The organism is Paenibacillus sp. FSL R10-2782, from assembly GCF_038592985.1.
GTDB lineage: Bacteria > Bacillota > Bacilli > Paenibacillales > Paenibacillaceae > Paenibacillus > Paenibacillus terrae_C.
Genome location: NZ_CP151951.1, coordinates 3431501 through 3444418, shown reverse-complemented (window position 1 = coordinate 3444418; position 12918 = coordinate 3431501). Strand labels below are relative to the sequence as shown.

The following is a 12918-nucleotide window of genomic DNA, read 5'->3' as shown; positions in this document are numbered from 1 at the left end:
TTAATGCACCTGCCCTTTCTGCGTCAATTCTTCGATTGTTGCCTTTAGCTCTGTGAGAGCCAGCTCCAACTCTTTATCATTAGGCACATGGTGGTGCCATGCCGGGACATTTTCGGCGAACGATACGCCTTTGCCCTTGGTGGTATTGGCCATAATTAACGTTGGCTTTCCCGCTACTTCAGGGACGGACCTGAATGCCTTAAGTAATTCTTCCATATTGTTGCCGTTGATAGAGACGACGTTCCAGCCGAAGGCAGTCCACTTCTCTTCCAGCGGCTCCAGTCCCATGACTTCTTCGGTAGAACCGCTGATCTGGAGTCGGTTGCGGTCGATAATGCCGATCAGGTTATCCAGCTTATAATGAGAGCCTGCCATAGCGGCTTCCCAGTTGGAGCCTTCGGCCTGTTCGCCGTCTCCCATTAGACAAAATACACGGTAAGGACGGTCATCCCGCTTGGCAGCTAGTGCCATGCCTACGGAAATGGGCAGACCGTGGCCGAGGGCCCCGGTGTTCATTTCAATCCCTGGAACCTTGTTGTTCGGGTGGCCAATGAGTCGGGTACCGAACTGGCTATAGGTCTCCAGCTCTTCTTTTGGGAAAAAGCCCCGGTCGGCCAGAATACACCATAGAGATTCTACGGAATGCCCTTTGCTGGCGATAAAGCGATCACGGTCATCCCATTTTGGATTAGAAGGGTCAACGTTCATGATTTCATAATATAAAGCCGTTAAAATGTCTGTATTGCTCAGCGATCCCCCCGTATGTCCCGTTTTGGCGCGGTGAATGATGGTTAGCAGGTCCATGCGGATTTGTGCGGCTTTGACTTTCAGTTCCTGGATTTCCATAATGTCCTCCTCAAGATAGATATTATAGGGATGGGCTTTATCGCTTTAGACGTCTCAAACGTGAAGGTTCGGGCGCTTATTACGGGCGAGATCGGATCCTCTAAGCCAGCTTTGAATTTCCTGTTCTGTGGGATCGACCGGATCAGGCGTCAGGCCGGGTATATAATTGCAGGCCTCATAAATGGCCGGGATCACATTGGCGTGGATACCTACGGAATGATGGACGTAAGGCCCTTTTACGAGTTTTTCCTCCCACAGCGGCCAATCGTTTACTTCCACCCATACGTAGGAGCCGCGGGTATAAGGACCTTCAATACCCCGGGCACGCCCGAGGAACATGGAGTACTCACCGTGGTCGCCGTCAAATCGGGCAATGGTCATACCGCCACCGCGGATTTCGCCTTCATGCGTTCCGGGAGAATGGTCGTCGAAGAGAAAATGCTTGCGTAACTTCGGTTTGTTCTCTACAGAGAGCGAGACCGGGAAATTGCCACAGTGGAAGAGAAGTTCGCCGTTATCATTCTCAGGATGTCGAACAGTAATATCTGCGAAGAAGGTTGGCATTGTGTTCATGGAGGCAGCCTGCACCATAATGGAAGTAATGGCTCCATGGATATCTGTTTCACAAGTAACCGGAATTTGTTCGTCAGTCAGGATTGCGTTGGCCAGACACGGCATAATGGATATGGCATCCTGCAAAGAGGACCAGCACTGGATTGCGATAGCGCTGCTTCCCGTCTCACGGGCGAAGGATTTCATGGCGACCTTTAAAGCAGCTATCCGTCTTACGTCATCTTCGGTCACTTCACTGTAATCGAGTTTTTCTTTAATGTAATCCATCGTTTCCAGAAGCTCGGAGCTATTGCTGGAGGCGATTTTTTTGGTTCTAAGCTGAATGTCGACAATGGTAATAGGGTGAATCTCAATACCGAAGCGTTCCAGCAGTTCGCCTTCATTGCACATCATCGTCCAGAACGAAGCAGGGCGTGGGCCAATCTGGAGAATGCGTAAGCTCTTGAATTGGCGCACGACGTTGGCGGCAGCCACAAAGTTGGTAAAGCCTCTTTCGAAAACCGGATCATTCACCCAACTGTTCGTTACATAGGTAAAGGGAACGTTGAATCTTCGCAGCACTTTACCTGTGGCGAAAATACCGCATTGGGTGTCGCGAAGACGCATGCCGTCCGCAAGCGGCGCTTCATCTCGCGGTCCCCACAGCAGGACAGGCTTGCCGAGCGCCTTGCCTACACGAGCTACAGTATCTTCTGTACCAAAGTTGCAATGTGGGAAAAAAACTGCGTCGACTTCTTCCTCTTTGAATCGCTTTGCAATTAAATCCGCGTTTATATGGTCGTCATACAGCAAGCCTTCCTCATTAAGGCCCTCCAGGTCTACAATGTCGATATCCATGCCAAAGCTCTCAATTTTCTTGCGAATTTCCACTTTGTACTTAAAGGCATCGTCGGCGCTGAACGTAAATCGGCGCGTCGGAGCATAACCCAACTTTAATTTCTTCATGATCATGTCTCCTCTGTACTTGAATAATCAACATTTGCTGAACAAAATAGAATAAATAAACTAAACAAAATTAAATTAGTTTAGTTTTAAAAACTAAATTCAATGACTATTTCTATGTCGAGGCCATAGTAACATCGAATTAAAACGGTGTCAATGAATTATTCGGTGATATTTAGTTGCGAAAATCTAAACAAATAACTAAACAAATATAAATAAATTCAGCTAATCATTGCATCGCATCTCAATTCGATGTAAACTTCACTTATTCACTTCACTGCTGTGTTCATCTTATTTAGAATGGAGAATTAGGGCATGAAAATGGAAGACATCGCTAAGTTGGCCAACGTATCCAAATCAGCTGTTTCACTGGCCTTCAGCGGCAAGCCGGGTATTGGCCCGGATACGCGTGAACGTATTCTCCAGGTAGCCCACGAGGCAGGATACAGTCCCAAAAGCAAGACGATAACGGCTTCAAGAAGTGATAAGTCCTTGCTTTTTCTCGTGTGTACAAATTCGGGTATTGTCCTTGAGGAATACTATCAGCAGCCATTTTTTAAAGAATTAATCCAGTTTATTGAGGAACGTTGCCGACAAAAAGGGTATTCGTTGATCTTCTCGACGGTCGACGTAGAATTTTTCCAGAGGGATATCCAGATGGTTGCAGAGGAGAAACGCAGCGTAGGCACCATTGTTCTGGGAACCAATCTGACCCGTGAGCAGATCAGTGATATTCATGCCAAGCTGCCGAATCTGATTGTGCTGGATACCTGCTTTGATACGCTTTCCGTACAATTTATCCAGATTAATAATGTTATGGGTGCTTATCAGGCAGGAGCTTATTTATGCGACATGGGTCATACCTCAATCGGTTATATTGCTTCAAATGTACGAATTCATAATTTTGAGGAACGTAAACGCGGATTTTTGTCGGCACTCATGGAACGGGGGCTGAAGATTCCGGAGGCACAAATGCTGGCTGTAGCGCCAACCATTCTTACTTCGCAGGAGGATCTGAATCGGCAGTTAACCGTTTATCTGGAGAGCGGGAAAACTTTGCCAACGGCCTGGTTCTGCGAATGCGACTATATTGCTATCAGCGCTATGAAGACCATGAGCGAGCTTGGCATCCGGGTGCCGCAGGATACTTCAATTATCGGCTTTGACAACATTACGGAATCGGTCATTGTTACGCCGGAGCTAACAACCATTCATGTAGAAAAAGAAAGAATGGCCGTTCTGGCTGTCGATCTCCTGACCGATTCTATTGAGCAGGGAACGCAGGTTACAGCAAAAATCACAGTGGATACGAAATTTGTAGAGCGCAATTCCTGTGCTGCTCCTGCCACTTTCGTACCTAAAGGCAAGCTAACCGAGCAGGCCTGAGTAGAGGATAGATTTGGACAAAAGAACGGGGGGTCACCTTGAATGAATACGCGAATGGTTTCGATTCTACAGCATTTGCTGGCTGCGGACACTCCTGTCAAGAGCGAGCATCTGGCAAAGTTGATCCAGGTTACTTCACGTACCGTACGTAGCGATATCAGAGAACTGGATGAATTTCTGGCCAAGCATGGAGCATCGATTCAACCTGTTCGTTCAAGGGGGTATGAACTGAAAATCACGGACGACCGCAGCTTTCGTACGCTCCTACAGCAGTTGTTCCTGTATAACGAACCGGATGATCCCAATTCTCCTGAATACCGACAGCGTTATTTAATCTCGCGCCTCCTGCTTACAGAAAATTATTTGAAGCTGGAAGAGTTGGCGGATGAGTTATACATTAGCAAATCCACCGTACAAAATGATTTCAAAGAGGTTAAGCATATGCTACAGGCTTACGGAATCGGCATTGATAAGCGCCCGAATTACGGTGTCAAGCTGAGGGGCGACGAGGTTCGCTTACGTTTCTGCATGTCTGAATTCATCGTCAACCGTTCTGAAGAAGAAAGGACTGGGGGCGTGGAGGCCGCATCGAGAATGGTTACCCCTTGGGAAATGACACTCATTCGCGGTATTATTCTGGAGCAAATCCAGAACCACGGGGTCACTTTGTCGGATGTTGCCTTCAACAACCTGTCCATTCATATTGCTATAGCTTGCAAGCGTATTCGCGATGGGAACCGGGTCGCGATGCTTTCCGATGAAAGGGAAGATTTTCGGGCTACCGAGGAATTTCGAGCCGCTGAACATATTGTTAGCCACATTGAAAAGCAAATGGATTTGACCTTTCCGGAGGATGAGGTTGCTTATATCGCCATGCATCTGGCCGGGAACAAGTGGTTTGAGGGAGTTACGGAGCAACAGACAGAAGAGGCGGGGCCTCAGAAGCTCTTGGATCGGGGAATTTATGAGCTTGGTAGAGAAATGCTGGATGAAATTGACAGGGACTTTAACCTGAATATAAGCCGGGATCAAGAACTGTTAATGGGCATATGTCTTCATCTGAAATCGGCGCTAAACCGCGTAAAATATGGGATGAATATCCGTAATCCGATGCTGGATCATGTGAAGAATAATTATCCTTTGGCTTTTCAGGCGGGGGTCATAGGTGCCAAGTTGATCGAGAGCAAACTGAATTTGGCTATACCAGAGACGGAAATGGGTTATTTGGCGATTCATATCGGGGCCGCCATGGAAAGGCAGCAGATGAACAACAGACCTAAACGCTGCCTTGTCGTATGCACTTCGGGTGTTGGAAGTGCCCGCTTGCTGTATTACAAGTTACGTAGCAAGTTCGGTGAAAGGCTTGAGGTTGCTGGCACGACCGAGTATTACAAGTTGCAGCAGGTTCCTTTGCATGGCATTGATTTTGTGGTAAGCACAGTTCCAATCCCGCAGACATTATCCGTTCCGGTCGTGGTAGTTCAGACTCTGCTTGGCGGCGGTGACATTGATAAGATTGAAGAGCTGCTGACGGATGAAGGCGAATTTACTTTCCGCTACATTATGGAAGAGCTTGTATTTCTGAGACAGAACTTCACTACAAAAGAAGAGATTATTACTTTTTTGGGAGAAAGAATGCATGCTTCCGGATTGATCCGCTCTTCCGAGGGATTCATCGGATTGGTGCTGGAAAGGGAAAATGCTGCTCCTACGGCTTACGGAAATCTGGTAGCCATTCCTCATCCCATTATTCCGCAAAGCAACCGGACGGTATGGGCGGTCTGTACACTGAAATCTCCCATAGATTGGTCCGGTAAGCCCGTGCAATTCGTCTGCCTGCTCAGTATTAACAAAAATGGCGACGAGCCTCCGGCGAAAATGTATAAGCATCTGATGGGGCTAGTCGACGACTCCGATATTATCCAGCAAATGCTGGAATGCAAAACCTACGGGGATTTTGCTCAAATTATTGTCAAACATAAACTGTATTAAAATAAAGCTCTGCACGACATCTGCTTGGATTTTGAACAAGCATCGTGCGGAGTTTTGCTATTTTTTCCATTGTAAGCATTTCCGCTACTAGTGGAAAAGGGTTGCGTTTAGAAGTCGGCAAGAATCGTATACACTGAATCTGTAAGCTAAAGAGATGAAATGCATGGGGTGAATTCAATGGATGAGTATCAGGAAATCATAATGGGACTTATAACAAATTCGGGTATTGCGAAGAGTAAAGCTATGGAAGCCATCAGCTTTGCCGAGAAGGGTAATGCGGAGCAGGCAGCAGAATGTCTTGAAGAATGCAAGAACGAACTGGTCCAAGCGCATAAATCGCAGACGCGACTGATCCAGCAGGAAGCGAGTGGGACAACTCATGAAGTGACACTGCTAATGGTGCATGCACAAGACCATCTCATGTCTGCCATTACGACCAAGGATCTGGCGAGACATATCGTGGAACTTTACAGCAGATTGAACCGTTACGAAGCATCAGTATCCATCACACCATTATCGGGGAGGGAATAACCAATGAAACAAATTACGCTCGTATGTGCAGCGGGAATGTCTACAAGTATGCTGGTGCAGAAAATGCAGAAGGCTGCACAGGCTCAAAATGTTGAGGTTGAGATCAGAGCTACTTCCGAAAGCTCCTTTAAAGAGTATGCGGACAAAACGGATGTACTGCTGATTGGACCGCAGGTCGGCTATTTGGAAGACGATTTTAAAATCAAATACGAGCCTAAAGGCATCAAGGTAAGCGTAATCGACAGAATGGATTATGGCATGATGAATGGCGAAAAGGTACTTGCCGAAGCCTTAAATCTATAATCGTCTGTACAAATAGATCAACACTTTTTCATTGAAGGTGGTCAAAATGAAATATCATAAATTGAAAGCGTTTGACTCCAATTTTCTATGGGGTGGATCGACCTCGGCCTATCAGTTTGAAGGAGCATGGAACGAGGACGGAAAAGGTCCGTCTGTTATTGACACCCGTCCGCCCCGGCAAGGGATCACTGATTATAAGGCGGCAAGCGATCATTACCATCACTATAAGGAAGACATTGCCTTACTGGCGGAAATGGGCTTCAAGGCTTATCGCTTCTCGGTGGCCTGGACCCGCATTTATCCGCAGGGAACAGGGGAATTGAATCCGAAAGGCATACAGTTTTACAACCATTTAATTGATGAGTTATTAAAATACGGGATCGAACCGATCGTGACCATGTATCATTTTGATCTTCCGGCAGCTTTGGAAAAAGAAGGCGGATGGTCGAACCGTAGTACAATCAATGCATTTGAAACGTATGCGAAGACATTGTTCGAACACTTTGGGGACCGGGTGAAATATTGGTTAACTATTAACGAACAAAACATGATGATTTTGCACGGTTCCGCTTTGGGAACGTTGGACCCGAACCTGAAGAATCCGAAAAAGGAATTGTATCAGCAAAATCATCATATGCTTCTGGCCCAAGCCAGGGCGATGATTTTGTGCAAAGAAATGTTACCTGAAGCTAAAGTGGCACCGGCCCCTAACATCTCGTGCGTATATCCAGCGTCTTCGCGTCCGGAAGATGTGCTGGCGGCTGATAACTTCAACGCAATCCGCAATTGGTTATACCTTGATATGGCAGTGTTTGGCCGTTACAATACGCTGGTCTGGAGCTACTTCGAGGAAAAAGGCTATACGCCTGAGATTCAAGAAGGTGATATGAGTATTCTGTCCGCCGCGAAGCCAGACTTTATCGCTTTTAATTATTACAGCTCTGCAACGGTCAAAGCCAGTACCCAGAATTCGGCAGAAAAAGGTGGGATGGGGGATCAGCAAATCTCAGTTGGAGAAGTGGGTGTTTTTGCTGGGAGTGGAAATGAGTACCTGGAACGAACGGAGTTCGGCTGGGGAATTGATCCGGCAGGCTTGCGTGTTACTCTTAGGAAGATCTATGACCGCTACCAGCTACCGCTGATCATTACCGAGAATGGACTGGGGGCTTTTGATTCCTTGGAAGAGGGCGATGTCGTAAGAGATGATTACCGCATCGATTACTTGCGCAAACATATCGAGCAATGCCAGCTGGCTATTACGGACGGGGTGGAGCTGTTTGGTTATTGTCCTTGGTCCGCAATTGATCTGGTCAGCACCCACCAGGGAGTAAGCAAACGTTACGGATTCGTCTATGTTGACCGGGATGAGTTCAACCTGAGACAATTGCGGCGGATTCGCAAGAACAGCTTCCATTGGTACAAAAATGTGATTTCCTCAAATGGAAGCGTTCTCTAGGTTATAGTACAACAGATGAAACTCTAAAGCAGGAGTTGAAGGAATATGGCTAACGAAAAAAAACTATCGCATAAATTACAAAGATACGCTGGGAAAATTCAGCAAAATCGCTATATGAGCGCTATATCAAATGGTCTGATGTCCACCCTTCCTTTTTTGATTATTGGAGCATTTTCGACGCTTTTCTCCGCACTTGCCTGGGAGCCTTACCAGAACCTCATCGCACCCATTAAGGGTATTATCGGATTAGGATCGACGATGACAACTGGCATCATCGCCCTCTATGCAGTCTTCTTCATCGCCTACAGACTGGCGCAAGCTTTTGACAAGGACCCGCTGGTTCCCGCAGCAACGGCACTGCTCTCGTTTCTTATTTTGACGCCGATTCAAACATTCGATAAAGTCCGGGCGCTTCCACTTCAGTGGCTCGGTGCCCAGGGTTTGTTTGTCGCCATGTTGGTTGGCTTGCTCGCATCCCGATTGTATATCTGGATTGTCGATCGCAACTGGACCATTAAAATGCCCGAAGGAGTACCGCCTACCGTTGTCAAAACATTCTCAGGATTAATTCCGGCGATACTCGTAGCTATGGTATTCGTTATTGTTTCTGGTCTGTTCATGCATACGTCATTCGGTACGGTCCATGAGTTTATTTATACCTATCTGCAAGTGCCACTGGAAGGACTGGGTGGATCACTGGGGGCTATGATTGTCGCTCTCATCATTATGCAGGTGCTCTGGATGTTCGGAATCCACGGCGCAATCGTAACGCTTGCCATCGTCAAACCGATCTGGATGAGCCTGGATCTTGCCAATCTCGACGCTTTCCAGGCGGGAGCTCCGCTTCCAAACATTATCGGGCTGGCTTTCTGGTATATCTTCTCAAACTATGCGCCGATGCTGGGCTTCGCTCTCCTGCTGGTCTTCTTGGCCAAGAGTAAGCAATTACGCACAATTGGCAAGCTCGGTCTTCCGGGGACTTTTTTCTCGATTCACGAGCCACTCATTTTCGGAATTCCAGTTGTTTTGAATCCACTCCTGGCTATTCCGTTTATCGTTGCTCCTATCGTCTGCGCGGTCCTCGGTTATTTTGCGACAACTGCGGGCTTGCTGCCTGCACCCATCGGAATTTACCCGGCATTTGGCACTCCGATTTTTGCTCTGGGCTTTATTGAGGGGAGCTGGAGACTTGCAGCTGCACAGCTTTTGCTCATTCCCGTTTGTATGTTGATTTACTATCCGTTCTTTAGAACACTTGATAAACAAGCGTTGAACAGGGAACGCGAAGCACAGGAGAAGTCAGAGCAGGAGGGAACGGCTGGAGCCCGAGCTAGTATCGTTACTTCATAAATGAGCAATAAAAGGGAGCGGCGAACTATTCGCCGTTTTCTGTCATTACAGCAATAAGGGGGATGCCGTATGATAAAGCTTGGCATAGCGGAGAACAAACGTTACTTTGTCAATGAAGGAGTTCCGTTTTTTTATCTGGCAGATACCGTCTGGAGCGCATTTACCAACATCTCACTGGAGGAATGGGCTGATTATCTTGACTACAGAAGTAGGCAGGGGTTTAATGTTCTGCAAATCAATTTGCTGCGTCAGTGGGATGCCAGCGGCAGTGATTTGGATTACGAACCGTTCGTACGGATTGAGGACGGGAGCTACGATTTTTATTCGCTGAATCCAGACTATTTTGACAGGGCGGAGACAATGGTCGAGATGGCGGTGAGCAAGGGATTTGTACCCGCGCTTGTTTTGCTTTGGTGCAATTACGTCCCGGATACATGGGCGGCCAAGCTTCGTGATGAGAAAAAAATGCCTCTGGAGGCGGTAGAACCGTATGTGCGTTACGCGGCAGACCGATTCTCAAAGTATCACCCTATCTATATCGTGAGCGGGGATACCGACTTCCCGTCAGAGCGAGCGAACGAGTATTACCGCACCGCACTTCACGTTGTGAAGACGCATAGTCCAGAGTGTTTGACTACTCTGCACATTCAGGGGAGACTGGCGGATCTGCCGGATGAGTTCATTAACGATCCTAATTTGGACTTTTACATGTACCAATCAGGTCACAATTCGCAGTTTCAGTCCAAGGCCTACACCTTGGCGTTGGACTTCTACAACAAGCGGGTAACACGGCCTGTGCTAAACTCGGAACCTTGCTACGAGATGATGGGATACAGCCGGAGAGAATACGGTCGTTTCGGCCGTGCCGACGTGCGTAAAGCTGCATGGCAAAGTCTTTTGTCCGGTGCGGGAGCCGGCGTAACCTACGGAGCACATGGAATATGGAGCTGGCACAAAAAAGGGAAGCGCTTTGGAGTTACCGGGGAAGGTTTTGATAGCCCCTATGAATGGCAGGCTGCCCTTAAATTTGAGGGAGCGTGGGATTATGGATTCGCGAAGTGGCTGTTCCAGATATACGGACTGGTAGATTTGCAGCCTTGGAACATAGTACTTAAGAACACGGAAGAGATTCGAGTTGCCTCAACCAGAGGCTTCGAAAAAATTGCTATTTATGTGCCGGTGAACACGGTCCTGAAGCTAGACGCCGATCTCAGAGAATATGACTTTACGATTCTCGACCTGGAATACCGCCGATTTGCAGCAGCTTCGGTAGCGTTTCAGGACAATGTAACGGTTATTGATATGCATAATTTTGAGGGGGATGTCATCGTGATTGGCGTGAAAGATAAGAACTGAGCGTTCCGCAATCTTCATCCGAATCTCTGTTAGATCGCTTGCAACCTTTCCATCCTGAACTACGTCAAAGAGGTTGTTAATGGCCAGGCGGCCTAATTCAACTACAAGGTGGAACTTACATGAATATGAGAAAAAGCGCATTCGCAGCCATGACCACAGTATTGCTTCTTTCCTTCTCTTTTGGAGGTCAAATGTTTGCGGCGGGCAATCCGTTCAAGGATTTGGACAGCATAAGCGGCAAAGACAAAATCATTTCCCTTCAAAACCAGGGTTTGCTCAAAGGGGTCTCTGATACGCAGTTTCTCCCCGCCTCTAGAGTGACTGCTGCCCAAGGCATTCAGTTGATCTCTGGCGGGTTTCAGCTCAGCTTGGCCGCTATTGATTTTAATAAGTCACCACAGGCCAGCGGACTGTTCGCCCATGTTAAGGATACCGCATGGTATGCCGAAGCCTTTATCAACGCGCATTATAATGGCGTAGAGATTCCTAAAGATATCGATCCTTCAAAAACGCTGACCAAGGAAGAGTTCACCCATATGCTGATTCAGGGCATGGAAAAAGCTGGTGGACTGCCGATGATCAAAATTGCGCCTGTAACGATTGCCGATGATAGCAAGTTGGAGCCATCGTATCAAGGCAGCATCCAGCGTTCGCTGATATACAAGGTTAATACCCTGGATGCAAGTAAAAAATTTAATCCAAAAAGCGAGATTACACGTGCGGAAGCAGCCGTTATGTTGTATAACGCACTGGAATATCTAAAAGCTCATAAGGCTTAACCGACTATGCTGGGCCAACCTCTTGATTTTTATGAGGTACCGTGTGGATTTGGGCTTACAGTTACTTGACACCATTATCGTTAATGCTATAATAAGGAAATCGAATTTAGAACCAACGGTAGCTGATTATCGTATGGTTTCTATCCTGGTCCTTCGGCATGTAACACAGGTAACGAATAAATAGGCTGGCTCCGGATGAGGGAGACCAGCTTATTTTTTTGTGAATAAACAGTTTAAACATTTCGGGACCCATATATCGAGAGGAGACGGGAGTTATGTTTGGTAATGATTGGGATGAAGTTTTGCGAGAAGAGGTAGAAAAGCCTTATTTCAATGAATTGAGGTATACATTAGCACGCGAATACAAGATACATAAAGTCTACCCTCCAAAGGAAGATTTGTTTTCTGCACTCAAATTAACACCATATCATCTTACCAAAGCGGTTATATTGGGACAGGACCCCTATCATGGAGAGGGACAAGCCCACGGCTTGAGTTTTTCCGTAAGACCAGGGGTGCGTACACCGCCGTCTCTGCAAAATATATATAAAGAGTTGCGTGATGATATCGGCACTCCCACTCCCATTCCCAATCAGGGCTACCTTGTTCCATGGGCAGAGCAGGGAGTGCTGCTGCTGAACAATGTGCTGACCGTGCGTGAAGGACAACCGCAATCTCATCAGGGAATAGGCTGGGAACGTTTCACGGATGCCGTTATTGAGGCGATTAATGAACGTGAGCAGCCGGTAGTGTTTATTTTGTGGGGAAGCCATGCCCAGAAAAAAGCAAGCTTCGTGAATACGAGCAAGCATTTGGTTTTGAAATCCGTCCATCCGAGTCCTTTGGCGGCTCATAGGGGCTTTTTCGGCAGCAAGCCTTTTTCGCAAACCAATGCATTTTTGCTGGAGCATGGAATGGAACCGATTCGGTGGGAGATTCCTAACCGCTAGCACTGGAGGTGAGGACATGCGTCAATGGAAGGGACGTCAGGTCATTTTATATCACGGCAACAACGGTCATACCCAAAAGGTGCGCGGCACGATTGAAAAATGGGATGACACGCACAAGTGCGTTATTTTAGGCCCGAAGATGTTGTCAATTCCTTTTGAAAATATTACGTATATTTCGATGCTTCCTCCCGGGCGTGAGCGCAGAAGCCGTCATCCGGCGAAGCTAAATTCTATCGGTTATGTGATGAGTGTTCCATTGCAGTTCGATAATGCCATTCTTTTTCAATCGGCGGTGACTGTTTGGAAAGAAGACCAACTGATTGCCTACAACACAAAATTGACCAGTCACACGGATTGCGATGTCGTTCTGGATGATGGACAAACCTTGTCCAAGGAGGATCATTTGTTCGTGGTCAGGTCGCTACACGGAGAGCTTTAACTGTTATAATCCACC

At 47.2% G+C, this 12918-nt stretch carries 12 protein-coding genes; 10 read left to right on the top strand and 2 right to left on the bottom strand.

Annotated features, from left to right (window positions below):
* A complete protein-coding gene (locus tag NST83_RS15560; protein WP_342414834.1) occupies positions 1-846 on the bottom strand; it encodes a transketolase in 846 nt (281 codons plus the stop codon).
* A gap of 54 nt (positions 847-900) precedes the next feature.
* The gene (locus tag NST83_RS15555; RefSeq protein ID WP_250270886.1) at positions 901-2364 is read right to left on the bottom strand and encodes an L-fucose/L-arabinose isomerase family protein; all 1464 of its coding nucleotides are present in this window, start codon (positions 2362-2364) and stop codon (positions 901-903) included.
* Positions 2365-2676: 312 nt separating this feature from the next.
* Between NST83_RS15555 and NST83_RS15550 the strand changes: the two genes are divergently transcribed.
* The 10 genes from NST83_RS15550 (at position 2677) to NST83_RS15505 (ending at position 12903) form a co-directional block, all read left to right on the top strand.
* Positions 2677-3747, top strand: coding sequence for a LacI family DNA-binding transcriptional regulator (locus NST83_RS15550; RefSeq protein ID WP_342414833.1), 1071 nt, complete (start codon positions 2677-2679; stop codon positions 3745-3747).
* A gap of 42 nt (positions 3748-3789) precedes the next feature.
* On the top strand, positions 3790-5739 hold the full coding sequence (locus tag NST83_RS15545; protein ID WP_342414832.1) for a PRD domain-containing protein: 1950 nt from the start codon (positions 3790-3792) through the stop codon (positions 5737-5739).
* Positions 5740-5916: 177 nt separating this feature from the next.
* A complete protein-coding gene (locus NST83_RS15540; RefSeq protein WP_342414831.1) occupies positions 5917-6270 on the top strand; it encodes a PTS lactose/cellobiose transporter subunit IIA in 354 nt (117 codons plus the stop codon).
* A gap of 3 nt (positions 6271-6273) precedes the next feature.
* Positions 6274-6573: a PTS sugar transporter subunit IIB gene (locus NST83_RS15535; protein ID WP_342414830.1), complete on the top strand. Its 300-nt coding sequence runs from the start codon at positions 6274-6276 to the stop codon at positions 6571-6573.
* Positions 6574-6619: 46 nt separating this feature from the next.
* Positions 6620-8029 carry a glycoside hydrolase family 1 protein gene (locus tag NST83_RS15530; RefSeq protein ID WP_342414829.1) on the top strand — a complete coding sequence of 470 codons (1410 nt, stop codon included), beginning with the start codon at positions 6620-6622 and terminating at the stop codon, positions 8027-8029.
* 45 nt (positions 8030-8074) lie between these two features.
* Positions 8075-9379 carry a PTS transporter subunit EIIC gene (locus NST83_RS15525; protein ID WP_342414828.1) on the top strand — a complete coding sequence of 435 codons (1305 nt, stop codon included), beginning with the start codon at positions 8075-8077 and terminating at the stop codon, positions 9377-9379.
* Positions 9380-9448: 69 nt separating this feature from the next.
* A complete protein-coding gene (locus tag NST83_RS15520) occupies positions 9449-10735 on the top strand; it encodes a DUF4038 domain-containing protein (RefSeq protein WP_342414827.1) in 1287 nt (428 codons plus the stop codon).
* 119 nt (positions 10736-10854) lie between these two features.
* Positions 10855-11514 carry an S-layer homology domain-containing protein gene (locus NST83_RS15515; protein WP_342414826.1) on the top strand — a complete coding sequence of 220 codons (660 nt, stop codon included), beginning with the start codon at positions 10855-10857 and terminating at the stop codon, positions 11512-11514.
* A 275-nt stretch (positions 11515-11789) separates the two neighbouring features.
* A complete protein-coding gene (locus tag NST83_RS15510) occupies positions 11790-12464 on the top strand; it encodes a uracil-DNA glycosylase (RefSeq protein WP_342414825.1) in 675 nt (224 codons plus the stop codon).
* A 16-nt stretch (positions 12465-12480) separates the two neighbouring features.
* Positions 12481-12903 (top strand): hypothetical protein, encoded by a 423-nt coding sequence (locus tag NST83_RS15505; RefSeq protein WP_342414824.1) that lies wholly within the window; start codon positions 12481-12483, stop codon positions 12901-12903.
* Positions 12904-12918: the final 15 nt, after the last annotated feature.